We start from the raw sequence: 25711 nt of genomic DNA on the forward strand, positions 1-25711 counted from the left end.
TTACCAGGCCTTAGGCTTAGTGGTTTAAATGTAAATCACCAATCCAAAGGATAACAGTTTTCCTGGCGACAATAGCGGTTTGGAACCACCTGATCCCATCTCGAACTCAGAAGTGAAACGAACATGCGCCGATGATAGTGTGAGGTCTCCTCATGCGAAAGTAGGTCATCGCCAGGGTTTTATTCCAGGAAAGCGGCTTTTTAGCCGCTTTTTTTTTGTCTTTAAAATTACATCTGTGATAGTTAGTACACATTTTGATTTTCGCAGTATCCAGCGACTTTATTCATAAAATGATCTAAATCATATTATCTTCATCTGCTCTGAGCTCAGATAAAGTATTATCTCGAAATATTAGGTCAATTGGCGCTTATCCAATAAGTCCATATTGGTTAAAGTGATTATTCTATCTGGAGTAGCTTTATTGACAAGCAGGGTCTTTGCACGCTTACCTGAGATTTTTGAATAGTACTACTCTGAAACTTGTTTAACGCACCTGTTGCCACATGCTGTTGAAATGCACTTATGCTCTACACCACAATCGTCATCTTTAGTACATTGTTCCCAACACGATGTACAATTTTCAGGGCAATTATTAGCTAATGTATGTGGTGAGGCATAAGTGTTAAAACTCATAGTTCCAATTAGCATTAACAGAGTCGATAGATGAGACAATTTCATACAAATCTCCTGAGTCAATGACTACTGGGACAGGCAGCTATCTCTAGTGTTACTACAGCCTTGAATACAAGGTTGGTATTGATCTTTGCAATATGATTCTTCATTATTATTCTGAGTGCATTGATTATACTGAGTATTGCAAGATGACATGCAATAATCATAATGACTGTTACACGTTTGCTCATCTGCAAACGATGTTGCACTAACAAATGATATAGTCACGCCAAGTACTGATGCATATATTATGTTCATTTTAATATGTTCCTTTCTTCGAGTGAATCTATTAACCATTTTAGATTTCTATAAGTTTAGCAACAAATTTAAACAATATTGTAAAAACTGATAACAATATTTGTTGGTCATAGTGAATATATTCGAGTTGATAGGCATGGTTGTAAGAGAAGGAACTCTGGGGGAAGGCTGAGTGGTTCAACTCAGCCTTCCTGGATCAATTATTTATATACTTGTCTTTAAGACGAATATAATTTTTTGCTGAGTACTCGATTTGTTCTATTTCATTAACAGATAATTTTCTAACTGCTTGAACCGGCGTACCCATATATAAATACCCACTTTCCAAAATTTTTCCTGGTGGTACTAAACTTCCCGCAGCAATGACTACATGTTGTTTAATATGAGCTGCGTCTAAAACTATTGCGCCCATTCCAATGAGGCAAAGGTCATCTATAGTGCATCCATGTAACATTGCATGATGGCCGACGGTAATATTGTTACCTAAGATCAGCGGTTTGCCACCCACGGTATAAGGTCCATCATGAGTGACATGCAGTACTGCGCTATCCTGGATACTGCAGGAATGACCAATTGTAATATAATTAACGTCGCCGCGGATTACGGCCATAGGCCATACAGAGACATCATCCCCCAAAGTAACATCTCCGATTACTGCAGATTGGGGATCAATATATACCCGTTCTCCCAATGATGGCCGTTTATTGTCAAAACTTCGAATTGTCTTTGTCATTATTTATACCATAGTTACGAATTCTTCTGCGCTTGTAGGATGGATGGCAACTGTATTATCAAAATCTTTCTTACACGCGCCCATCTTTATCGCTACTCCAAAACCTTGCAACATTTCATCTGCATTATACCCGATTACGTGAAGACCAATTATTTTTTCTTTTGTTCCTAAAGTTACTAATTTCATCGCAGTCGGAGTTTTTGTTTCACTTAATGCATCATACATAGGATTAAATTGTGTTTTATAAATTTTGATTTGTTCTGCGCCATATCGTTCTATAGCTTCTTGTTCACTGAAACCTACAGAGCCGATCGGAGGATGACTGAATACAACAGAGCATATATTATCATAATTGAGCCTGGCCTTGGGTTGTTGACCAAAAAGTCGGTCTGCAAGACGTCTGCCAGCAGCAATCGCTACCGGAGTAAGTGCTGGTCCGTTAGTTACATCCCCAATTGCATATATTCCTTTAACAGATGAATTTTGAAAACGATCAACACGGATGAGGCCTTGTTTATCTGTTTTAACTTTTAATTTATCTAGATTTAAATGGCTTGTTCTGGGAGTTCTACCAACGGCGTAAATAATGACGTCAAGATCATTAATTATTGAGCCACTTTCACACTGTATACTTTTTCTTCCATCGCTGTGTAAATTAATGCAGTGAGCTTTATGATTAGGATGTACCACTATACCTTGTTGCAGCATAATTTCATGCAGCATAGTGCCAAGCATGCTATCAAACCTGCTTAATGGCCTGTCACCCCTCATTAGTAGGTGTGTTTCACTTCCCAACGCATTCAGTACACCAGCCAGCTCAACTCCAATATATCCACTGCCAATGATGGCTACTTTTTGGGGTTGTTTTGTTAATGAAAAAAATCCATCTGAATCGATAACATGCTGAATGCCATTAATATTGGGTAGGGATGGCTCTCCGCCTGTAGCAATAATTATATGTTCCGCTTTGTATATGGTGTTATCAACGCGCACAGCGTTTTGTTCATGAAGAACCCCTCTTCCGCTGATGTGAGTGATATGGAATTGCTTAAAGCGATTCGCGTAATTTACCCGTAAACGTTCAATATATTCATTGCGTTTTGTGATCAGTTTATCCCAGTCAAGCTTTATTCTCACAGGACTAAATCCATAATCATGAGATTTATGCAGAGTTTCAGAGATTAGTGAGGCGTTAAACATGATTTTTTTAGGAACACAGCCTAAATTAACACAGGTCCCACCTAAGTGTGATTGTTCTATAACAGCTACTTTGGCTCCGTATTTCGCTGCGCGGACAGCGCTGGCTATACCGCCACTTCCGCCACCAAGGACTATCAGATCAAACTGTTTTTTTGTCATAGGATACTTATAGAAAATAAATTAATAGTAGCAGCTACTTCATTTCCTACCAAATTTTTTTGTTTATTTACCGTAACTTGCACAAATAGGAAAAACAGCTCACTATTAATGTATATATTATTAAAGCATCGAATGTTTATGCGTTCAAAATCATTATTCATTATTATCATGATTATGATCCTTAATGGTTGCAACGGTAACAAGCATGAGCAATTTGAAGGATATGTAGAAGGAGAGAACATATTTCTTGCCTCTCCGTTCTATGGTGTATTAAACCACCTGGCAGTACAACGTGGACAACAAGTAAAGAAGGGTGAGTTATTATATAGTCTGGATCCTAATCCTCAATTAATGAACATTATTCAAATTCAGGGCGAATTAGCTCAGGCAAAAAGCCAACTCAATGATTTAAAGAAGCCTCGACGTCGTGAGGAAATTGATGCAATAGAAGCGCAAATTCAACAGACAAATGCCCAAATAACATTAGCCGATATAAGAGTCTCTCGTTATCAAAAGTTAGTGGACAAACAGGCTTCCGATAAGGACAGTCTGGATGCTGCTTTAGCTTATTTGCAACAACAAAAAGAATTAAAAATGCAATATGAAGCCAATTTGGCATTGGCAAAATTAGGAAGTCGGGAAGATTTAATCACAGCACAACAAGGTGTGGTTGATTCACTAATTGCTAAGTTAAATATTTCGCAATGGGAGTTAGCTCAGAAAACCATTTATGCGCCAGCAGATGGCGTTATTTTTGATACTTATTATCGAACAGGTGAATATGTTGCCGCACAACAATCTGTATTGTCTTTGTTAACTCCTGAAAACATTCGAATTGAATTTTTTGTGCCTCTGGAATTTTTAGCTCAATTAAAAGTCGGCCAAAATATCAGTTTTGATTGCGAAGGATGTCAAAAAAATAATCCCGCGGTGATTAGTTATATTTCCCCGGATGCAGAATATTTGCCACCTTTGGTTTATAGCCGAGATAATAGTTCAAAACTAGTATTCAGGATTAAAGCTCGAATTAATAACCCCTCTTTATTCAAGCCTGGTCAACCCGTCATGGTGAACTTGTAATGAGCGCCTCAGATTCAAACATAATCATTGATGTGAAAGGACTTCGTAAGAGTTTTGGTCAGAGAGTAGTAGTAAATAATATTGACTTGATGGTAGAAAAAGGAGAAGTGTTTGGTTTTCTCGGTCCAAATGGAAGTGGCAAAACTACAACAATACGGATGATATGCGGCTTATTAAAAGCCGATGCGGGGCAAGGTACCTGTTTAGGCTTTGATATATTAACTCAATCTGATCAAATTAAGGAACGGGTTGGCTATATGACTCAAAAATTCAGTTTATATACTGAATTATCTATTGAAGAAAATCTGATTTTTATTGCACGGGTTTATGGAATAGCTAATCGAAACAAACGAGTTGCTGAATCTTTGGATAAATTGGGTTTAACGGACAGAAGAAAGCAACTGACCGGAGAGTTATCTGGTGGTTGGAAACAACGTGTAGCACTTGCAACCTGTTTAATTCACGATCCCGATCTGCTGCTGCTCGATGAACCAACTGCAGGGGTTGATCCTATTGCAAGGCGGGAATTTTGGGATCAAATTCATTTTCTGAGTCAGGAAGGCATCACTACTTTTGTTTCTACTCATTATATGGACGAAGCAGAACGCTGCACACGAATAGCTTATTTGGCTTATGGTAAACTTTTAACTACCGGAACAGTATCTGAAGTAATTGATGAAACCCATTTAAAAACATGGGAAATCAAAGGGAATGTGACTACTTCTTTATTACAACATGCGAAAAAAATTCCTGGAGTGGTTCAATCTGCCTTATTTGGAAACCTGATTCATGTATGTGGTTACAATACTGAATTAATTGAGGAAGGATTGAAGCAATTAAGTACACACTATTCTATTCAATGGTGTTCAATACAACCTACTCTTGAAGACGCATTTATCAGTTTAGTAAATAAATCACCGGAGCCTTTTGTTGACTAGAGGAAGCCTGAACCGCTTATTAGCGGTAATGATTAAAGAGTTCGTGCAGATGTCACGCGATAGAGTGACTTTAGGCATGATCATCGGTATTCCACTGATGCAGTTAATTTTATTCGGCTTTGCCATTAATACGAATCCACGTAATTTGCCAACGGCAGTGGTTAATCCGGATAATACGCCATTAAGCAGACGTATTCTAACCAGTATGGAAAACTCAACTTACTTTAATTTTATCAGCTCAAAGACTGATGACAAAGAAGCAAGTTGGATGCTGAAAACGGGTAAAGTTCAATTTGTAGTGAGTTTTCCTCCCAATTTTACCCGAGATGTAATTCGTGGCTTACATCCTCCTTTGTTACTTGAAGCTGATGCAACTGATCCTGCAGCAACAAGCCGTGCGGTTTCAGTGTTCACAGAGCTTGCCAGTCTTTCATTAAATGAAGATCTTAATGGACCTCTATCATCATTAAAACCTAAATCAACGCCTTATCAACCCGAGATACATGCTATATATAATCCATTGGCCATTACTGCATTTAACATTGTTCCGGGGCTTTTGGGTGTGGTTTTAACCATGACTATGGTCATAGTGACTGCCTTGGTGATTACCAGAGAAAATGAACGTGGAACTATGGAAACTTTACTTTCAACGCCATTGAAACCTATGGAAGTAATGGCTGGAAAATTAATCCCCTTTGTGTTGGTTGGCTTTATCCAGGTGTCATTAATTTTGTTAATGGCTAAACTGCTGTTTTCCATCCCAATACAAGGCAGTATCTTACTATTATTAATACTGAGTCTTCCATTTATTGCAGCTAATCTGTCTGTCGGACTAACTTTTTCTACGCTGGCGTCTAATCAGCTTCAGGCAGTGCAAGGTGCCATGTTTTTTTTCCTTCCTTCAATTTTATTGTCAGGATTTATGTTTCCGTTTAGAGGGATGCCTGAATGGGCGCAATGGGTAGGAAGTATTTTGCCACTGTCTCATTATTTGATTATTGTTCGCGGAATTTTATTAAAAGGCAATGGATTCGCTGAAGTTTGGTATGAGATCGTCCCTATACTACTGTTTACTTTCGTAGTGCTTTTTATAGGATTTAAACGTTATAGGAAAACATTGGATTAAATTATTTGGCAGAGCAATCAGCTCACTCTTAATGGATTAATGAGAAAACAACGGGACCCCGTAGTACTGTTCTGTACTACGGGGTCTTTTCAAGCAGAACTATGAATCTTATATTCTTTCCAGCAGCTCTTTTCTGGTCTTCTCATCAACAAAAGCCGCTTCAATTGCCATTTTGGTTATATCATTCATGACTTTATCGCTGTATTGATAAGACTCCTGAACACGCTGATATTCCTGTGCCAGTGTAGTACTCATGAACGGAGGATCATCTGAGCTGATGCTTACTTTGATGCCAGCATCATAAAGTTTGGGGAACGGATGACTGTTCATATCTTTAAATAAACCTAAAAAGATATTACTGGTAGGGCAAACTTCTAACGCGATTCCTTTGTCTTTTACCATAGCCATAGTTTCGGGAGAGTGTATGACATTAACTCCATGTCCAATTCTCTTAATAGGAAGATGTTCCATGGCTTCAACCATACCCCTAGCACTATCAAACTCACCAGCATGAACGGTACATTCCAACCCCGCATCTGCGGCGATCTGGTAGGCTCGAGTAAACAGTTTCGGAGGGAATTTTGCTTCGTCTCCTCCCAAACCAAATCCTGTCACACACGGAAATTTATCAATGCCAGCCTGCCGCGCAACTCGTTCACAAGCCTCAACTCCAAAATGACGCACAGCGGTGTTTATTATTCTTCCTACGATATTAAATTGATCTTTGGCATCGTCAATAGCCTGTTGGATTGCAGCGAGATGCTCACGAGATGGAATCCCGCTGGAACGTTCCGCATGATCTGGTGAGTACATCATTTCTATATATATGGCATTTTCCAGGGCATTAGCTCTTAGATAATCAAATGTAATGTCATAATAATCCTGGGGGACTTTAATTACAGCGGCCAAGGTGTCATATACTTTGAGAAAATCAAGAAAATCTTTTGATAAATAACTTTCCCCATCTGGCGCAATAAGACCTGAGGGCAAGGTTAATTTATTGCGTTTAGCAAGTTTTACAGCTAAATCTGGTGAAATGGATCCTTCTAAATGTACGTGCAATTCCGCTTTTTTTAATTTCATTACTTAGCCTTTTTACTTTTGAAGAAGCTTAATGGTAACTTAGTTAAAAAAACGATAAAATACCTATTAAGAATAAAGTTTTTTGGAATTGGTATGACTGAACATGATATAGATAAAGCCTATGTAAGCCCTTATGATAAGTTTTTCTTTGAATTTGACGCGACTCATAAAAAGTCAGAATCGCAAATAAAAGAAATTAAAAAACATGAGCGCATAGCGTGCATGAGAGATAATAAAGACTATAAGGATGATAAGGGCGAGATTTGGGAAGAGTTTTAATAACCTTCTCGAGTAAGTTCTAAAAGATATTATCACTCGCACAGCATTGCAATTAAGCCGTCTCGAAGATGACGTTCCAAGTCTTCGAGACGGAGCTAATGCTACGGTGGTGGTTAATACTATTAACCTAACAGACTATCCCAAGAACGTATGCAATAGCTTGTAAGAAATGATGGTTAAAATGGATGCGGCTGGTAAAGTCAAAACCCAGGACATAAAAATATTCCGTATCACGATAAGATTCAACGCGCCGATACCTCTAGCCAGACCTACTCCCAGAACCGCACCTACCAGTGTTTGAGTTGCTGATACTGGAATCCCCGTACTGGTAGCAACAACTACTGTGGTGGCTGCAGAAAGAGTTGCTGCAAAGGCTCGACTGGGTGTTAATGCCGTAATAGCACTACCCACTGTTTCAATGACCTTTCTGCCATACATTAATAAACCAGCAATAACTCCAGTGCAACCTAACAGGATGATCCAGGATGGATAATTATTGGCATCAAACACTTGATTGGCATTCATGACCAGACTATACACTATAGTTAGTGGGCCTACTGCCAGAGCAACATCATTGGAGCCATGTGCAAAAGCCATTGCGCATGCAGTCATAGCCATTAATACCGCAAAATATTTCTCTACCTGAATAAAACGTTCCCTGCGTCTGATTTTCGGATTTTCAGGAATACGTTTTATAATGATTATTCCTATGATGGTGATGATAATGCTGGTAGCAAGAGTAACCGCCAAATCCTGCTTGAAATTCAAATGAATATCAAAATGATTCAATCCTTTAAAAACAGTAATAAAGGACAGAATTGAACCGATGAGGAATAGGTAGATGGGTATATACAGTTTGGCTTTAGTTAAAGGATTTCGTTTAACAAAGATAGTCTGTTGAATACTGATAAATAAGGCATAGGCTGTGATTCCTGAAATCATAGGAGAAGTAACCCAGCCTATGGCTATTCGAGCAACCTGATTCCAATGTATGGCATCCGGACCAAGAACCATTGCGCCAAATCCAACCATGGAGCCAACTAAAGCATTGGTAATGGAGACGGGAACACCCAAATAACTGGCCAGATTCATCCATATAGTACAGGCCATTAATACACCTAACATACCTTCAATTAGAATTAATGGCTCATTGGATAATTGACTGGTGTTAATGATCCCGTCCCTCATGGTTTCAGTAACGCCATTTCCACCTAAAAAAGCTCCGGCAAATTCAAAAATTATGGCAATGATCATGGCTTGTCGAACGGTTACTGCCTTTGAGCCCATAGTGGTGCTCATCACATTGGCTAAATCATTAGCCCCAACACCCCAAGTCATTAAAAAACATAGAACGATGGCTACTAAAAGAAACAAAATTGAATAATCCATAGGAATTTACTACCTGGCTATAAGAATTTGAAGTCGACCGCCTACTGTCTGGGCATTGTCGGCCAATTCGCCAATCCATTGGACTAGTTTATAAAGAAACATAATATCTATTGCTGATAATTCCTTTTCCAGCTCGAAGATACGATGACGAATATCAGCAAGTTTTTCATCACTGTCATGTTCTATTTCATCCAGCTTAAGGATCATTTCCTCAACAATTTTTACTTCACTGCCTCTGAATCCAGTTTCAAGTAATTCATCAAGTTCATTGATTGCTTTACAGGCTTGTTTTGAGGCATCCAGACAACGGTGTAGAAAAGGCATAAATACGGGTATTAATGGTTCTGGAATGGTCATTTGTCGGCTGGTAATTAAACCGGCAATATCTTCTGCTTTGTTGGCAATTCTGTCCTGGGCACTTAACAGTTCGAGTAAATCAGTACGTGAAACAGGCAGAAAAAGCCCCGTAGGTAGATGCAGGCGTAAATCACGCTTGATTAAATCAGCTTCTTTTTCTAAAGAAACAATTTTTTCTTTAATCGAGTTAGCTGATTTCCAATCTTTTTTTAACACCGCTTCAAAAAATGGGTAAAGCTGTTTTGCGCATTGATGTGCTTTGCGGATGTGTTGCTCAATAGGCCTTATTGGTGATGGCCCAAACATATTAAAAATGCTACCCATAATGTTCGTATCCCTGAAGACAGATTGAAGCGATTATACCCAAACTTTTGAAGGAACAAAACCACTCATTTTACTCCATTTAATCAATTTCAATAGTTCAGTGCTACAATGAAATATAAAGGAAGTTCTTTAACTCAATAGACAGGGAGTGTTGCCGCTATGAATCGATGGTTAATCGCTTTATTATTCTTTGCCAGCAATGCTTTTTCTCAATCGATGATAACGAAAGTCATAGAATTGAATTATGTGCAGGCAGACAAAGTGATTCAATTAATTCAACCCCTTATACAAACAGAAGATGGGGAAAAAATAAGCGGTTCAGGACAAACATTAATCGTCGTGGTGAGTCCTTCAACCTTGACTAAAATCAGAGAGGTTTTGCATAAGCTGGATGTGCCGCCAGTCACATTCAATATAGCCATATATCAAGGGGACCCTGATTGGCTTAGTGAGCAAAATAATAATGATGTGACTTACAGTACTAATCCCCAATCTGAAGTACAGCGTAGTCAGTCAGTTAAAGTGATGAGTGGTGAGTCCGCTTTTGTTTCAACAGGTGAACAGGTTCCTATAATAAGTTCGGTCGGTGTTGGCTTTTTTACAGGTGTAGAATATCAGCAACATAATATCCAGAATGGCTTATTGGTACAGCCTGTATTGCAGGGGAATCAGGTTAAATTGTCTGTTAAACGGGTTAGAGAGCAGGAGAATGCTGCAGGAGGACAACAATTTGACAATCAGCAGGTTAATACCACCATCATGGCTCCATTAAATAAATGGGTGCCTTTGGGTAGTGCAGAGGGCACTCAGAATAATGATTCTGATTCTACTTCATACACTGCAGGACGGCCATTTTCTCAAAATTCAACCTTATACATTAAAGTTTCCATAGTGAATTCTATGCCAGCAGGGGAAGTAAAATAGCACAGGACTGATGAAAAACGCCTAATCTCTTTGTTAAAAGAGCGTTTAATTCATTAGGGAAAGGTCATCTCGAACGAAGTGAGCGATCTCCTGAAACCGGCATGATGCCTGCATTTGGAGATCCTTCACTGCGTTCAGGATGACGTAACAAAGCTCTAGCTAGAACATCGTCATCCCGAGTGAAGCATGGGATCTCCTGACTCCGGCATGGTGCCTGTGTTTTGGAGATCACCTCGTTCAAGATGACGAAATTTGAGAGGCACTTGAACAGTGAAACACCTTCCATTTGCCTCGACCTTGTGGCTTTGGGGAAGTCCTGAAGCATCCAATAGGTGTTATCCGCCGTTCATTTGCCAGGGGTGTAAACCCGTACTTATTGAGTTTGAAACTGATGATTTAATGAGATTTATTTTAATCCAGCACTAGTGGCTAAATTAAATTCAATATGGCACAAAAGCAATCTGTTTTTGGTGTATAATTAAATTGAATAGAGACTAACTTATGGGGGACCTCATGGCAATTATAAGCTCATTAGCGAATCATTTATTGATTGCTATGCCCTCATTAAATGATCCTAATTTCGAACGGACGGTAATTTATCTTTGTGAGCATCACGAACAAGGATCGGTTGGTTTAATAATAAATAGACCAATGCAGTTTCCTTTGTCCATCGTTTTTGAGCAATTACAAATTGAACCAATTCGTATGGAGCAAAATCGCATGCCTTTATTATTCGGCGGGCCTGTGCAGCCAGAGAGAGGATTTGTGATTCATAAACAAATGGGTGGATGGCGTTCCAGTTTGTTTTTGCAGGATGAGGTGACTGTGACTACCTCAAATGATATTATTAGGGCCATTGCGGACGATAAAGGACCTAAAGATGTGTTAATTACTTTAGGTTACGCTGGCTGGACTGAAAATCAATTGGAACGTGAAGTAATGGATAATGTCTGGTTAGTCTGTCCTTATAAATCGGAAATTCTATATGATGTTCCTTTTGAAGAACGCTGGGAATATGCGGGATTAACTTTAGGGGTAAAAATGAGTCAACTTAGTTCTGATGCCGGCCATGCCTAGTGGTGTTTATTTGGGGTTTGATTTTGGCTATAAACGCATTGGGGTTGCAGTTGGACAACGATTGACCTGTAGTGCTTCTCCTGTATCTACTATCAGCGCAAAATCTGGTGTGCCCGATTGGAATAGTGTTCAAAAACTCATAACACAATGGAATCCTGAAGCTTTAATTGTTGGTTTACCTACCTGTATCGATGACAGTGAGCTGTATACGACTTCCGCTGCGCGTAGATTTGCAAAACAATTACGAAAACATTTTGCCATTCCGGTCCATTTGGTTGATGAACGGCTTTCAACAGTTGAAGCCAGAGGTCAGGTCTTCGATCAAGGGGGTTACCGTAAACTTAGAAATACAGAGATAGATAGCATTGCTGCTTGTATTATTCTGGAACAGTGGTTGCAACATCCAGAATAGTCCGATTAACCGGGTTGCATCACAAATATCAAAATCCTTTAAGAAAAAGTCCTTCGAATTCCTCTGGTACTTCGTGTAGAATTAGCTTATTCAGTCAGTTCAAAAAAACAGTTTGGAACGAACTCTAAAGAGGGTTTATGAAACATTTTCTCGAAATTAGTCAGTTATCACGCCATCAGATAGAAACCCTTTTACTGCGAGCACTTCATTTTAAGAACAATTCAAATTATCCATCTTATGCCGAACATACTATGGCCAATTTATTTTATGAGAACAGTACTAGAACTCGGGTTAGTTTTGAATTAGCAGCACACCATTTATCCATGCCCGTTATTAATATTGATCTGCAGAGTTCTTCTGAAAGTAAAGGGGAAATTATAGAGGATACCATTAAAACTTTGGCAGCAATGGGAATACGTTGCTTTGTAATTCGCCACAAACAAGATGGATTGCAGCAGAACTTGGCTGAACGTTTGGGTGATTCAATTCATATCATCAATGCTGGCGATGGAACCCATGCGCATCCCAGTCAGGCTATATTGGATATGATGACTATTATTGAACAGAAACCAAAACTGGAACAATTGAAAATTGCCATTTTAGGTAATATAAAACATTCACGTGTAGCCAATTCATTTCAAAGTATTTGCAGTACATTAGGGGTTGGTGAATTAGTATTCATTGCCCCGGAACTTTGGCAACCTGAGGCAATACACTATGGGCGAGTGACCAATAATTTGCGTGATGGATTATCTGATGCAGATGTCGTGATTTGTTTACGAGTCCAACGTGAACGTTTGGCTGATAATGACCATCTCGATTTACACACCTACAGGAACAGTTTTGCGTTAACCAAAAATAGTTTAGCTTATGCGAAATCAGATGCCATGGTAATGCACCCAGGTCCGATGAATCGTGGTATAGAAATTGACAGTGATGTGGCCGATGGAAATCAATCGTTTATTTTGCGTCAGGTAACCAATGGTGTTTATTCTCGCATGGCAATTATTGAATCTTTGATCCTTTAGGCCAATTGTCAAAATCAATTAAATCATCAATTATTTATGGACTTCTAAAATCCATCATACCCTATTATCAGGGTATGGTCTCATCATCGTGATCCTGGTCAGATGTCTAATAAGGTATCTATAGATAATTCCTGTGCTGGTGATAATGGTTCTCCTCTATCCTGAACGCATGATTTTATTTTCATGGTTTTCAAATCAGCATTACCTATGCAATAAACCATGTAACCTGAACTATTAATCATAAAAATAATGACTCTAAAATGACCTGCGGCATCAGGATTGGATGTTTTTACATTGAGTCTGTAGTCCCCTGGATTGGGTAAATCTTTCAATTTATTTTTGATGCATTGGACAACCATATCATCTTTATCTTCAGAGGTATTATAGCAATTGGTTATAATGGATATGGCTTGTTTATGATATTCATCGGCTGAAACGAATCCCCATGGTATAAAGATTAAAATGAGGGTACCTATTAATTTGATTGGATTCATCATGGCTCTATAAATATACCAGTTTGATTAATTATAGAGCTATGGTGAAGAAAAAGTAAAATAAAGTACTAATGTAATTCTTGTTATAGGAATGCTCTATTTGGGTGATTGAAACGTCTGTTTATAAGATAAAGCCTGTTGTAGATAATTTAAACTGACTTTTTTGCTTTCATTCATATCCGCTATCGTTCTCGCTACCTTGAGCAGGCGATGATAACTGCGTGCAGAGAGTTTCAATTTATTCATGGCCTCGTTTAAAAAGGTGTGTTCTCTGTCTCCTAACTCACACAACTGCTCACATTGTTTCGAACTTAAGTTGGCATTAATACAGTTTTGTCGCGCCATTTGTATCGTACGAACCTTGATTACTTTTTCCCTGATTAATTCGCTTTGCTTGTCGGGATTTAAATTGGGTTTTATTAACTCATCCGGAGATAATGCCTGCACTGTAATGTGCATATCAATGCGATCCAAGAGAGGGGCTGAGAGCTTGGTTAAATATCGACTAATTCGATCTGGGGTGCATAAACAGTTTGCCTGAGCGTTACCCCACTGCCCACAAGGACATGGATTCATTGCTGCGATTAACTGAAATTTGGCGGGAAATTCAGTTTGAGCAGCTGCCCTGGAAATACAGATATGCCCCGATTCCAATGGCTCCCTCAGTGTCTCCAGGACTTGTCGATTAAATTCAGGTAACTCATCAAGAAATAAGATCCCATGATGTGCCAACGAAATTTCCCCGGGTTTTGGTGGATTGCCTCCTCCAACCAGAGACATTGGGGAAGCGGTATGATGGGGAGCACGGAAAGGAGGTGAGCGCCATTCTGCGAAATCAGGTAGTTTGCCGCGTATTGAATTGATTGCGGCACACTCCAGTGCCTGGGTTTCAGTTAATTCAGGTAATAAAGTACTAAATCGTTTCGCCAGCATGGTTTTACCACTTCCTGGCGCACCACATAACAAGATGCTGTGTCCACCACAAGCAGCAATCTCCATCGCGTTTTTTGCATGGAACTGACCTTTGATATCTGACCAATCCAGTTCATGAGTCGATTTAGTGTATTGGGGTCTGGGTGGTACGTTTTGTAATGGGGTGTCATTGCAGAGATAATTGCATACTTCTCTTAAATTGTTGGCCATAAATACATCTTGATGTCCGGTTAATGACGCTTCAGGTGCATTGGTAGCGGCAATTATCAATAATTGATTGTCTTTATGAGCTGCAAGAACAGCCGGTATTATCGCAGATACTCCTCTAAGCTCACCACTTAAAGCCAGTTCTCCAATAAATTCATGATTCATTAATTTACTGGGGGGGATCTGGCCTGATGCCGCTAGAATCCCCAACGCAATAGGTAAATCAAAACCACTACCTGATTTAGGTAAATCAGCAGGCCCCAGGTTCACCGTGATTTTACGGCATGGAAATTCAAATTGACTGTTGATAATCGCGCTTCGTACTCGGTCTTTACTTTCTTTTACTGCGGTTTCAGCAAGTCCTACCATGGTGAAACCAGGTAAACCATTTGATAGATGTACTTCTACTGATACGGATTGTGCCAGTATGCCAATAGTGCTGCGCGTTTTGGTAAATGCGAGATTCATGATGTAGTTTCCTGTTGTGTTGGACATTAAGCAGTCTTTATTTCCTGGACTGCTTTATAAATTTAAATCATAGTGTTCTCCTGAATGATGTGACTAATGCATTCCAATTTGCGTAGAGCAAGATATTTAAAAACATCAATTGCCCCGCCAATCAGAGAACATCATCACACCATCCAAGCTTTGCAAGAATCAGATTTCCTGATTTTTACTTTCTTGAGCTTTTAATAATTCATCAACTTGTTTTTGCAGTTGTTCCAACTTTTCCCTGGTACGGGTAAGTACTTTACACTGGACATCAAATTCGTCTCTGGTAATCAAATCCATACGGGCGAAGGTTGCCTGTAAAACTTCTTTAAATTTTTGTTGAATGTCATTTTCAATATTCTGTAGACTGGTAGGCAGAGTGGCAAAAAGCATTTGAGCCAAATCGTCAAATTGTTTCGTGTCGAACATAGTTACTCCATGTTTATTTTTGCTGACAGTCTAACAAAACTGCCACTCAAGAACTATACCCAGACAATTGAGTTTGAAAGTACTTATTAAATTTTACATTACACAATGGAAACAATATGAAAATGATTACCGCAATCATTAAGCCCTTTAAGCTGGATGATGTACATGAAGCCTTGATAGAAATAGGTGTTCCAGGAATAACAATTTCCGAAACTCGAGGTTTTGGTCGTCAAAAAGGACATACAGAATTGTATCGAGGGGCAGAATATGTAGTAGACTTCCTTCCTAAAATTAAAATCGAATTGGCAGTTCCGGAAAATATGGTGGAGGTCGCAATTGAAGCGATCTGTAAATCAGCCTATACAGGAAAAATTGGCGACGGCAAAATTTTTGTTTATGAGTTGCAGCAGGTGGTGCGGATTAGAACGGGTGAAGTAGGAAATGATGCCCTGTGAACGGTTGTATTTGGCGCATCTTAACAGAACAGGCTTATAAAAAAATGCTCATGTACCTGATGTACACTGCGCTTTTTTTATAAGCCTGTTCTGTTAACCTGCACTCAAATCCAATCGTTCACTCGAAGTAGGTAGCATCTTAAAAGCATGTAAAAATGCTCATGTACCTGATGTACAAGTAGGTAGCATCTTAAAAGCATGTAAAAATGCTCATGTACCTGATGTACACTGCGCTTTTTTTATAAGCCTGTTCTGTTAACCTGCACTCAAATCCAATCGTTCACTCGAAGTAGGTAGCATCTTAAAAGCATGTAAAAATGCTCATGTACTTGATGTACACTGCGCTTTTTTTATAAGCCTGTTCTGTTAACCTGCACTCAAATCCAACCGTTCACACGAAGTAGGCAGTATCTTAAAAACTGTATAAAATGCTCATGTACTTGATGTACAATGCGCTTTTTTTATAAGGTTGTTTGTAAGCCTGCACTTAGCTCTTTCGGTTCATAGGATGTTTTAGGAAAATGAGTGGTCAGGTTTGGGGAAAACGCCAATAGATGGCTCTTTGAGTGACTACTGCATCAAGTGGAACATCCCAGGGTTCAGCAATCAGAAAATCCACTTTTTGGAATTGATAAGCTACACCCAGGAACATGCAGTTTTTTTTATTAACTAATGTTCGGTCATAATAACCAGATCCCATTCCCAGTCTTGTACAACGGGGATCAAAAGCTACCAGCGGTATGATGATCAGATCCAGTTCCTCTATAGGTATTGCAAGATCACGACTTACATCAGGCTCAGGTATACCGTAGCGATTATTTTTAAAAGGTGTTTTAGGCGTAGCCGGTAAAAAAGAAAGTGTTGAATTCGGATTTAATACAGGAAAATAGCAAAATTTTCCTTGTAACGGGGCGCTATGCCACAAGTTACTTAAATCAATTTCCCCATTGATTGCAAAATACATGGCAATACTCTTTGCTCTTCTGTATTCTTCAAGCGCACGAATTCGATTACAAATTTGAGTAGAGGATCTGGCTCGATACGGAAGTGAAATTTTAGTGCGTATTTGCTTTATAGTGTTACGTAAAGCAATTTTTAATTGATCAGGCATACTATTACTTATGTTATTTCTCTTCATTGATTATTAGTTGTTTAGGGTGAAAGTTCAAGTATTTATCTTCTTAGTAGAGGATTTGATAAGAACTGGATTTACAAACATCACCCTATTTCTTTGTTGTATTGAATTGTTAATTCGTTGGAGAGGCGTCATCTCGAACGAAGTGAGAAATCTCCTGAAACCGTCATGGTGCCTGTTTTTGGAGATCCTTCACTGCGTTCAGGATGACGAAATTTCAGTGGCATTTTAGATGTAACTAAACTGTCTTCTGCTTCGACCGTAGGATTTTTCGTAATATCTGAATAAAATAAAGTAGTTATTGAATGCTGATTTTTAGAATTCCACAAATATATAATCACTATGCAGAAAAAATTTTTAAAAAAAACTAGGAAAAAAAAAGAAAATAGGGTATATAGCCGTCCTGGTATTTTGTTCCACTTAATAAGTGAATTAACGAATTGATGTTAACTCTCTGAGAGAAAGGGTATGACTGACTTATTTGAAGAAGATGAAGAAGAAATAATTGAAGTTGTAGATGATTTTGAAGAAGTAGAAGTAGATACTGAATTTGCTGATATACCAGCTAATGGTTTAGATGCTCGCAGACGTTTGGAAAATATGTTGGAAGAAAAGCGATTACGAGATGAACTTGATGATTTCGTAGATTATTAAAGATGGGTTTTTAATGCATACAAGGGTATTAATAGACAAGGGCGATGTTACCCCTGTATTTGGAATTGATGATCGAATCTTTTTGGGTGAGGGATTGTTTGAGACTATTAAAGTAGATAGTTCCAAGCCCTGTTTTGCCGCTTTGCATTGGCAAAGACTGTCTCATTCTGCTCGTCAGCTTGGTATTCCCTTTGATCTGTCATTGGATGACTGGTGTGAGCATCTCATTCAGCAAATTAGACGTGACAACTTGTACCATGGGGGAATCAAAGCCATTTTAAGCGGCGGTTCTGCTCCCAGAGGATTGGCAGAGCGCGGCCAGGTTAGTCAACTGATATTTCAGACGTTTAATTATCATATTCTTAATCATCCTATACGTTTGATCAGTACTTCTTGGTTAAGGGATGCAGCGAATCCAATATATCAGTTGAAAACGGTTAATTATTTGGAGGCCATATTGGCACGACGCCAGGCGTTAACGCTGGGTGCGGATGATGCTTTATTTTTTAACCAACAGCATTTCGCCACTGAAACGACATGCGCGAACCTGTTTTTGATAAAGGACAATCAATTAATCACACCTCCTCAGGAACATGGTGTATTACCAGGCATTACCCGATCACGAATTTTTTCCCTGTGCCAGGAGCATAACATTTCCTGTATTGAGAAGGGGGTAACAAAAGTCATGATTGAGGAAGCTGATGCCGTGTTTATTTCTAATTCCTTGCAGGGAATCAGGGCTGTACTAGCAGTTGATCAGGTGATTTTTGAGGTGGCTCACCCTTTGATAGAGCAATTAATCTCCTTGCTTTCTTTTGATGAACTTAATAATACAAAGAAACAAAACAGCTATGCCGGTGAGTAAAATACCCCCATTTCTATAAAAATGGTTGGGCTGGGCAAGAGCATCCATTCCTGCATATCCAAAATAGGTATAAATGATTTCTGCCGGTATTAGAAAAACAAAGGTTGTAATGAGATAAAGACGAAATTTAATTCCAGTTATACCCATACCGTAGTTAACCAGGTTAAAAGGGACTATAGGAACTAATCGTAAGAAAGCGACAAATATCCAGCCTTTTTCATCTACTCCGGTTATTAATTTATCCAGTTTTGCTCCGCGTTTTTTTGAAAACCAGTCATAAGTCAGATGTCTCGTAATTAAAAATGCCAAGGCCGCGCCACTGGTTGCTCCCAATAAATTTAATATCAGGCCAAATAATGGCCCAAATATAGCACCGCCAGCTAATGTTAATACCATGGTAGGTAATAACATTAAGGTTGCAAGACAGTAGATCAGGATAAAGAGTACAGGCGCAAGCCATCCGAGATCATCAATCCATTCAATGATTTCAAGAGAGTGCTGTTGAAATGCAATGGCACAAATAATAAAAGAGGCCAAGGCCAAAATGAAGCAACCGGTTTTAACAGGATGGATTTTTTTGTAATTCATATCCCTCACTTTATTACAGGTCTGAGATAGTCGCAAGTAATCTGGTTGATAATTCCAATTTAAGCCTTGCTCCGTTCCCGGTTAATAGCTATTTAAATTGGTTTCAATCTTGTACTATAGGATTTGATTGTTTTAACCAAAGTAAATTTTTAGAGATTTGATACTATGGAACGTTTGAGCTGGAAAGAAAAGCAACTTCAAAGAGCAAGACGCTGGATTAAGGCCTTACTGGTGACCTGGTTTCGGGTAGAGGTGAAGGGGCATTATCAACCTGCGGTTAATTCAGTGATTATCGCAAACAGAACTTCTGTGATTGATGTACTATTGCTGTCTGTGTTTTTACCTGAACGATTGACTATCGCATTACATCCCTTAATGTTCAAAAAATTCTGGGTAAAGTTAGTATTGCTCTTCGCTGAGGTCATTGTTATTGATCCAGGCAGCGCCAGAGCGACCAGGGTATTGATTAAGGCAATTCGTTCCGGAAAACGCTGCGTTATTTTTCCACAGGGATTAATAGGTCAGCAAGAAGAAAGCCTCAAGGTTTATGATGGACCTGGAGTTGTTTTGCAGAAAGCTGGTGCTGAGGTCATACCTATTCGTATAGAAGGCGCTGAGCATAGCCTATTCTCGATCAGCAAAAGCAAACACAGCATTCGCATCGCACCCAAAATTACTCTCCATATAATGCCTTCCCAGTTATTCATCCAACCAGACCATTTACCAGTAAACCGACAGGCAGTCAGTATGCGTTTATTTCGATTGATTGGTGATTTGGCATTTGCGAACAGTTTTCAGCCGCAAACGCTATTTTCTGCATTGATTGAAGGGGTTGCTGTAGGCGTTAAAAATAAGGCTAAAATTGAAGACAGCAACCGGACGCCTTTGACTTACCGACAATTTCTCGCCCGCTGTTTTATTTTAGGAAAGCAAATCAAAAAACAGACGGTGGCAGGAGAACATGTTGGGGTCATGATGCCTACCACTATTGCGGGTATGGTCACTTTTTTTGCTTTACAGGCATACAGGCGTATCCCTGCCATGTTGAATTTCAGTATGGGATTTTATAATTTGTTGTCCGCGTGTAACACTGCTGGAATCAAGTCGATTTATACTTCTCAGCAATTTATTGCGACCGCCAAACTGGAACCCTTAATTGATGAATTACAGGCAGCAGGTCTCACAATTCGCTATCTGGAAGACTTCAAATCATCCATAAACCTGGCTAATAAAATTTCTGGCTTGGTAAAAGGTATGTTTCCTGCCCTGGTTTATAAACTCCTGGGCGAGACTATTTTACCTGATCAGACTGGTGTTGTTTTGTTTACATCGGGTTCAGAAGGGGTGCCCAAAGGAGTGGCCTTGAGCCATGCTAATATTCTAGCTAACTGTTGCCAAATGAAGTCACGGGTTGATTTTACTTCACGAGATGTCTTTTTTAATGCCTTGCCAATTTTTCATTGTTTTGGATTAACTGCTGGGAGCATTATTCCATTAATTACCGGGATTCAATGTTTTTTCTATCCTTCACCCTTGCATTATAAAGTGATTCCAGGTTTGGTGTATGAAACCGGAGCAACCATAATGTTTGGTACTGATACCTTTTTAACCGGTTATGCGCGTGCAGCTGACCGACATGATTTTAGCAGTGTTCGTTATATTTTCGCTGGCGCAGAGAAAGTGAAACCAGAAACTTTAAGATATTGGTCAGAAACCTTCGGGGTAAAAATCTATGAGGGATATGGTGCTACAGAAGCATCTCCGGTTATTTCTCTTAATTGTCCTTTGGCATCAAGTCCGGGAAGTGTAGGGATGATTTTGCCATTTATGGAGAGCCGTTTAGTACCTGTAGATGGAATTGCTGTGGGCGGACGTCTGCAGCTACGTGGTCCTAATATTATGCGAGGTTATATGAATGCGGATAAGCCAGGAGCAATAATTCCACCATTTGATGGCTGGCATGATACAGGCGATATCGTCACGATGAATGAAGATAGTTTTATTACCATTTCCGGTCGTGCGAAACGTTTTGCCAAAATTGCCGGGGAGATGGTTTCCCTGACTGCTGTTGAAGGCATAGCCGCTTCTATATGGCCAGAATTATTGCATGCGGCGGTCACCAGAAAATGCCCAAGAAAAGGTGAGCAGATCTTGTTATTCAGCGAAGCGGCACATGCTGATAAGATGAGTTTTATTAAAAAAATTCATGAACAGGGTCAATCAGAGCTGCTTGTACCCCACACGATATATCCTGGCAGTAAAATTCCGATTTTGCCGTCGGGTAAAATTGATTATATTTCTTTGGAACACAGTATTCAGGAAGAACAACGGCATTCAGAGGAAGTGATATAAATGAAAATAATGTTAATCATCGTTCTGTTAATTGGGTGTGTGGTGGGGGTGATGTACCTATTTCCGCAAATTAATTTCCGGGAAATGCCTAAAGGGTTAATCGATGGACAATTACCCGAAGAAAAGCCTAATTGGGTAAGCAGTTTGGTTGCCGCAGATAACGCTCATTACATTCCTCCGCTGAAAGTAGGTACCTTAGTTCAATTAGCTGAATGCATTAAAAGTAAAGTTCCTGAAGTCACTATGACACAACTGAATGAATCCAATCTTATTGGGTATCGACAAAGCAGGGTGTTTCATTTTGTTGACTGGTTAATTATTCGTTCAGATGGAACTGTAGTTTCCAGTGCTACTATGGGACATTCTGATTTTGGTAAGAACAGAGAGCTTATTGAGCGCATTAGAACATTATGCAGTTGAGTATTCATTAAACGTAGGTCGGGCAACAAATTGCCCGACTAATAACGCGTGCTTGAGCCTGTAATTCATTAGATAGCCTCATACATAAAAACTCAAATTGTTTTGTCAATTAAACGAATAAGTATCATTGTTCTTCTTGCATACCTACTCCTTTAATCGATCTGGAATTCCATAAAAAATGGACTATTATTAGATCGTCTGGTAATTTGTTGAACAATTATAAGGAGATTATTATGAACCTCATGCAATATGAACCTTGGAATATGTTGCGACATATCAAAGATGATGTGGATACCTTATTTCAAAATAATTTATTGAGCGGTGGTAAAAATCTGTCCTCATTTTTAAAAAATGACCTATGGCCTGAAGTGGATATTGAAGAAAAGGAACATTGTTATATTGTAAAAGCCAATTTGCCCGGTATGGAAGCTAAGGATTTAAATGTACATTTTGGTAACGGCTTATTAACTTTATCTGGCGAATTAAGTTCAGAGCATAATGAAAAAGGGAAGAATTTTATTTGTAGTGAACGCACCAGTGGTTCATTTTCTCGTCAATTTAGCCTCGAAAGCGTTTCTGATGACGCTAAAATTGATGCTAAATTTAAAAATGGAGTATTGAGTGTAGAAATTCCAAAGAATACATCCAAAGGACATAAAAATAGAAAGATCGAAGTTAAATCAGAGTAAGCAATTGATGAGTTAGGCGTGATCTTTGATGTTGTGATCTCTTAATGGGAATAGAATTAGATTCTATCCCATTGAGATTATTCGAGATTAAGTACTGCTTGTGAATCTTCATTGCAAATCAGTATTATCCCAATTATTTTTTAAATACATAACTTCCCGGGGCATCCATTATTGGCGGCAAAGGCAGTTGATCCCATACTGGCGCTGTTATGGATTTACCCGAATGAGATTTTAACCATTTAAGCCACTCTTCCCACCAGGAGCCGGGATGTTCGACGGAATGTTCCAGCCATTCATCAGCACTGGCAGGGCAATTGGTGTTGGTGCGATAACCGTATTTTTTTGCTGCCGGGGAGTTAATAATTCCCGCTATGTGCCCTGAGCCACCCAATACAAAACGTTTAGGTCCGTTCATGAGTTGAAAGCCAGTATAAGTGGTTTTCCAGGGGGCTATATGATCCTTTTGTGTAGAAAGAAAAAATGTGGGTATATCAATTGTTCTTACATCTATAGGTGTATTATTGAGGCGTATTTTGCCTGGTTTTACCAAATCGTTATGCAAATACATCCAGCGTAAATATTGCGAGTGCATTGTGGCTGGCATATTGGTTGAATCTGCATTCCAAAACAGGATGTCAAAAGGAACTGGATTTTTTCCATGCAGATAATTTTTAATGAAAAATGACCAAATTAAATCGTTTGCTCGCAGTGAGTTGAAACTGGACGCCATAAATTTACCATCAAGATACCCTTTGGCATCCATCTCAGCTTCCAGTTTTTTAATCTGTTGTTCATCGATAAAAACGGATATATCACCCGGATCACTAAAATCAATCATTGCAGCGAGGAAAGTTGCACTGCGAATCGAGTCATCTTGATGTCTTTTATTATAAGCCAATAAAGTCGCCAGAAGAGTACCTCCGATGCAAAATCCCAATGTATTCACTTCTTTGACGTTTAATTGCTTCTGGATGGTTGCAATGGCAGTCATTGGTCCTTCTTTTAAATAATCATATAAACTTTTTTTGGCAAATCGTTCATCAGGGTTTACCCAGGAAATAATAAATACAGTAATTCCCTGAGAAACCAGCCATTTAACTAATGAATTATGTGGACTTAAATCCAAAATATAATATTTATTAATCCATGGTGGAATCATGAGCAGAGGTATTTGTTTTACCTTGGCTGTTTGTGGAGTGTATTGAATCAATTCCATCATTGCATTGCGAAAGACAACCTTTCCGGGAGTAGTCGCAATATTGACTCCGAGTTTAAATGCTTCGGTATCGGTCATCTTGATGTTTAATCGTGATGAATTGACTTCCAAATCATTGAGCAGATTATGCAGACCATGCAACAGATTTTTTCCTCTACTTTGTATGGTTTCTGCAATGAGCTGCGGATTGGTATGGATAAAATTGGCAGGAGAGAGGGCATCTATATAATGCTTGGCAAAAAAACGAACGCGTTTTGCCAAATTTTTATCTCCATATTCCATTTTTTCCAACAAGGAATTCATGTGTTCATTGGCGAGAAGATATTGCTGACTCAACAGATTAAAAAAAGGATTATTGAGCCAATCCTCTCCATTGAATCGATGATCTTCAATGGGCATGGTTTTCCCTTGCAGCCAATGATTCAATTGATTCTGAGCTAAATTGACAGCATCTTGCCAATAATTCAATTGCATTTGCCAAACTTTTTCTGGATTATTTAATAGGACGGTAATTAAATTCTGGAAATTTTCCGTTAAATCAATAAATTGACTTAATAAGGCAGGAAGTTGGTTTGGCATTTCTTTTAATTCAGCAATAATTTGCAGGCTTTTTTCTGCAACAGATTGCATCAGATCACTGATTTCCTTGTCGTGAGTCATCCTGTCTCCTGAAGACCAATAATTGTATTCTTTATTCTTATTCCTTTAGGTGAGATTAGCAAGAGTAAAAATTGGTTATTAGTTGAATTTTATGCCAAACTTTTTAGTATCATCCCAACGAGATGCATCATCATGAAGAAAATCATTGTTTCTGTCTTGGTCGTTATCGGTATTTATTCGGTATTATTATTCGGATATAAATTCTTGTTTTCTCGAGCAGGAACAACCATGTATGCGGGGGCTCCAGCTGTTTATAAAACGATGGATAATGCGGTTCCCGGTTCTGCCGCAATGAGTACAGAAAAACCTGCACAGGTTCAATCAGAACAGGTGATGAGGCGAATGATTATTCGAAATGCGCAATTGTCTTTGCAAGTGAATGATATTCCAAAAGCCCTGGATGAAATAACCCAAATTGCGGACCATTCGGGAGGTTATGTAGTTAATTCTGAATTGAATCAAAATGTTTCTTATGGCGGTGGGGAATATGCAAAAATCAGCATCCGTGTACCTGCTAATGGTTTAAATAGCGTGCTAAGCAGTTTAAAAGTTCTGGCTATCAAGGTCGTACAGGAAACTGTAACTGGTGAGGATATTACGCAACAATATGTTAATCTTGAAAGTGAATTAAATAATTTAAAAACAACCAAGGCGCAACTCGCCAAAATCATGCAAGGCGCGACGAAAACAGAAGACGTACTGTTGGTTTTTCAACAACTAAGTGAAACACAACGGAAAATAGACCTTACTGAGGGGCAAATCAAATATTATAAAGAATCAGTAGCCTATTCTTTAATTACAATAGATTTAAGTATGAATCCCGAGATTCAGATAACTCAAGATTCAAAGTGGCAAATTACTGAAGTGATTTCCGAATCCTATCAAGAGTTAATCAAAACTTTGCGGCAATTTACTTATGGAATGATAGAGTTTTTCATATTTTTCGTTCCGTTGATGTTGCTTTGGGCTGTGATTGTATTAATTTTGTTTTTGATAGGAAGAGCCTTATACAAGAAGTTTAGATAAATGGTACTATAATCCGTTTACGATATCTCACGCAGTTGAAATGCGAATGAGGAGGTA

General features: G+C 38.9%; 26 protein-coding genes and 1 rRNA gene. 16 read left to right on the forward strand and 11 right to left on the reverse strand.

Features of this window, described 5'->3' with window-relative positions:
* Positions 1–61: 61 nt before the first annotated feature.
* Positions 62–177, forward strand: a 5S ribosomal RNA gene (gene rrf, locus IZU94_RS00005).
* A gap of 949 nt (positions 178–1126) precedes the next feature.
* On the opposite strand, the gene IZU94_RS00010 is transcribed toward rrf, so the two are convergent.
* Together IZU94_RS00010 and gorA are read right to left on the reverse strand one after the other, a co-directional pair.
* Positions 1127–1663: a gamma carbonic anhydrase family protein gene (locus IZU94_RS00010; RefSeq protein WP_203107192.1), complete on the reverse strand. Its 537-nt coding sequence runs from the start codon at positions 1661–1663 to the stop codon at positions 1127–1129.
* A gap of 3 nt (positions 1664–1666) precedes the next feature.
* Positions 1667–3022: a glutathione-disulfide reductase gene (gene gorA / locus IZU94_RS00015; protein WP_203107193.1), complete on the reverse strand. Its 1356-nt coding sequence runs from the start codon at positions 3020–3022 to the stop codon at positions 1667–1669.
* A 138-nt stretch (positions 3023–3160) separates the two neighbouring features.
* Here gorA and IZU94_RS00020 point away from each other — a divergent pair, with 138 nt between their 5' ends.
* The 3 genes from IZU94_RS00020 to IZU94_RS00030 are packed head-to-tail and all read left to right on the forward strand — an operon-like array spanning position 3161 to position 6166.
* Entirely contained in the window at positions 3161–4102 is a 942-nt protein-coding gene (locus IZU94_RS00020; protein WP_203107194.1) for an HlyD family secretion protein, read from the forward strand.
* On the forward strand, positions 4102–5040 hold the full coding sequence (locus IZU94_RS00025) for an ABC transporter ATP-binding protein (RefSeq protein WP_203107195.1): 939 nt from the start codon (positions 4102–4104) through the stop codon (positions 5038–5040). The genes IZU94_RS00020 and IZU94_RS00025 overlap by 1 nt, the downstream gene beginning before the upstream one ends.
* A complete protein-coding gene (locus tag IZU94_RS00030) occupies positions 5033–6166 on the forward strand; it encodes an ABC transporter permease (protein ID WP_238400260.1) in 1134 nt (377 codons plus the stop codon). The genes IZU94_RS00025 and IZU94_RS00030 overlap by 8 nt, the downstream gene beginning before the upstream one ends.
* A 108-nt stretch (positions 6167–6274) precedes the next feature.
* Here IZU94_RS00030 and IZU94_RS00035 read toward each other — a convergent pair whose 3' ends face one another.
* Positions 6275–7249, reverse strand: coding sequence for an adenosine deaminase (locus IZU94_RS00035; RefSeq protein WP_203107196.1), 975 nt, complete (start codon positions 7247–7249; stop codon positions 6275–6277).
* 93 nt (positions 7250–7342) lie between these two features.
* On the opposite strand from IZU94_RS00035, the gene IZU94_RS00040 reads away from it, so the two are divergent.
* Entirely contained in the window at positions 7343–7528 is a 186-nt protein-coding gene (locus tag IZU94_RS00040; protein ID WP_203107198.1) for a CBU_0585 family protein, read from the forward strand.
* Between the two features lie 135 nt (positions 7529–7663).
* Here the strand turns inward: IZU94_RS00040 and IZU94_RS00045 are convergent, their stop codons facing one another.
* Both IZU94_RS00045 and IZU94_RS00050 read right to left on the reverse strand, forming a co-directional pair.
* Complete coding sequence (locus IZU94_RS00045) at positions 7664–8917, reverse strand: inorganic phosphate transporter (protein ID WP_203107199.1); 1254 nt, start codon at positions 8915–8917, stop codon at positions 7664–7666.
* A gap of 9 nt (positions 8918–8926) precedes the next feature.
* On the reverse strand, positions 8927–9598 hold the full coding sequence (locus tag IZU94_RS00050) for a TIGR00153 family protein (RefSeq protein WP_238400261.1): 672 nt from the start codon (positions 9596–9598) through the stop codon (positions 8927–8929).
* A gap of 159 nt (positions 9599–9757) precedes the next feature.
* Here IZU94_RS00050 and IZU94_RS00055 point away from each other — a divergent pair, with 159 nt between their 5' ends.
* The 4 genes from IZU94_RS00055 to IZU94_RS00070 all read left to right on the forward strand — a co-directional run bounded on the left by IZU94_RS00055 (position 9758) and on the right by IZU94_RS00070 (position 13039).
* Entirely contained in the window at positions 9758–10522 is a 765-nt protein-coding gene (locus IZU94_RS00055) for a secretin N-terminal domain-containing protein (RefSeq protein ID WP_203107200.1), read from the forward strand.
* A gap of 513 nt (positions 10523–11035) precedes the next feature.
* A complete protein-coding gene (locus IZU94_RS00060) occupies positions 11036–11599 on the forward strand; it encodes a YqgE/AlgH family protein (protein ID WP_203107201.1) in 564 nt (187 codons plus the stop codon).
* Entirely contained in the window at positions 11592–12011 is a 420-nt protein-coding gene (gene ruvX / locus IZU94_RS00065; protein WP_058474428.1) for a Holliday junction resolvase RuvX, read from the forward strand. The genes IZU94_RS00060 and ruvX overlap by 8 nt, the downstream gene beginning before the upstream one ends.
* Positions 12012–12148: 137 nt before the next feature.
* The gene (locus IZU94_RS00070; RefSeq protein WP_203107202.1) at positions 12149–13039 is read left to right on the forward strand and encodes an aspartate carbamoyltransferase catalytic subunit; all 891 of its coding nucleotides are present in this window, start codon (positions 12149–12151) and stop codon (positions 13037–13039) included.
* Positions 13040–13137: 98 nt separating this feature from the next.
* Here the strand turns inward: IZU94_RS00070 and IZU94_RS00075 are convergent, their stop codons facing one another.
* From IZU94_RS00075 to IZU94_RS00085, 3 genes are all read right to left on the reverse strand, one after another.
* Positions 13138–13536, reverse strand: a complete 399-nt coding sequence (locus IZU94_RS00075) for a hypothetical protein (protein WP_203107203.1) — start codon at positions 13534–13536, stop codon at positions 13138–13140.
* A 93-nt stretch (positions 13537–13629) separates the two neighbouring features.
* Positions 13630–15141 carry a YifB family Mg chelatase-like AAA ATPase gene (locus tag IZU94_RS00080; protein WP_203107205.1) on the reverse strand — a complete coding sequence of 504 codons (1512 nt, stop codon included), beginning with the start codon at positions 15139–15141 and terminating at the stop codon, positions 13630–13632.
* 189 nt (positions 15142–15330) lie between these two features.
* Positions 15331–15594: an accessory factor UbiK family protein gene (locus IZU94_RS00085; protein WP_203107207.1), complete on the reverse strand. Its 264-nt coding sequence runs from the start codon at positions 15592–15594 to the stop codon at positions 15331–15333.
* Between the two features lie 116 nt (positions 15595–15710).
* Between IZU94_RS00085 and IZU94_RS00090 the strand changes: the two genes are divergently transcribed.
* A complete protein-coding gene (locus tag IZU94_RS00090; protein ID WP_058474433.1) occupies positions 15711–16049 on the forward strand; it encodes a P-II family nitrogen regulator in 339 nt (112 codons plus the stop codon).
* 529 nt (positions 16050–16578) lie between these two features.
* On the opposite strand, the gene IZU94_RS00095 is transcribed toward IZU94_RS00090, so the two are convergent.
* Positions 16579–17160 (reverse strand): 5-formyltetrahydrofolate cyclo-ligase, encoded by a 582-nt coding sequence (locus IZU94_RS00095; RefSeq protein ID WP_203107209.1) that lies wholly within the window; start codon positions 17158–17160, stop codon positions 16579–16581.
* A gap of 492 nt (positions 17161–17652) precedes the next feature.
* On the opposite strand from IZU94_RS00095, the gene IZU94_RS00100 reads away from it, so the two are divergent.
* Positions 17653–17838, forward strand: coding sequence for a PA3496 family putative envelope integrity protein (locus IZU94_RS00100; protein WP_203107211.1), 186 nt, complete (start codon positions 17653–17655; stop codon positions 17836–17838).
* A 13-nt stretch (positions 17839–17851) separates the two neighbouring features.
* Complete coding sequence (locus IZU94_RS00105) at positions 17852–18703, forward strand: aminotransferase class IV (RefSeq protein WP_203107212.1); 852 nt, start codon at positions 17852–17854, stop codon at positions 18701–18703.
* Here the strand turns inward: IZU94_RS00105 and IZU94_RS00110 are convergent.
* The gene (locus IZU94_RS00110; RefSeq protein WP_203107213.1) at positions 18635–19291 is read right to left on the reverse strand and encodes a TVP38/TMEM64 family protein; all 657 of its coding nucleotides are present in this window, start codon (positions 19289–19291) and stop codon (positions 18635–18637) included. The two genes, IZU94_RS00105 and IZU94_RS00110, sit on opposite strands and share 69 nt — an antisense overlap.
* 165 nt (positions 19292–19456) lie before the next feature.
* Here IZU94_RS00110 and IZU94_RS00115 point away from each other — a divergent pair, with 165 nt between their 5' ends.
* From IZU94_RS00115 to IZU94_RS00125, 3 genes are all read left to right on the forward strand, one after another.
* Positions 19457–21643: an AMP-binding protein gene (locus IZU94_RS00115; protein WP_203107214.1), complete on the forward strand. Its 2187-nt coding sequence runs from the start codon at positions 19457–19459 to the stop codon at positions 21641–21643.
* Positions 21644–22063, forward strand: a complete 420-nt coding sequence (locus IZU94_RS00120; protein ID WP_203107215.1) for a DUF1499 domain-containing protein — start codon at positions 21644–21646, stop codon at positions 22061–22063. It abuts the gene before it with no gap.
* 233 nt (positions 22064–22296) lie between these two features.
* Positions 22297–22752, forward strand: a complete 456-nt coding sequence (locus IZU94_RS00125) for an Hsp20/alpha crystallin family protein (protein WP_203107216.1) — start codon at positions 22297–22299, stop codon at positions 22750–22752.
* A 133-nt stretch (positions 22753–22885) separates the two neighbouring features.
* Here the strand turns inward: IZU94_RS00125 and IZU94_RS00130 are convergent, their stop codons facing one another.
* Complete coding sequence (locus tag IZU94_RS00130; RefSeq protein ID WP_203107217.1) at positions 22886–24628, reverse strand: PHA/PHB synthase family protein; 1743 nt, start codon at positions 24626–24628, stop codon at positions 22886–22888.
* Between the two features lie 132 nt (positions 24629–24760).
* On the opposite strand from IZU94_RS00130, the gene IZU94_RS00135 reads away from it, so the two are divergent.
* Entirely contained in the window at positions 24761–25654 is an 894-nt protein-coding gene (locus IZU94_RS00135; RefSeq protein ID WP_203107219.1) for a DUF4349 domain-containing protein, read from the forward strand.
* Positions 25655–25711 lie beyond the last annotated feature (57 nt).

Origin of the sequence: Legionella bononiensis (assembly GCF_016786215.1) — a bacterium.
GTDB lineage: Bacteria > Pseudomonadota > Gammaproteobacteria > Legionellales > Legionellaceae > Legionella > Legionella bononiensis.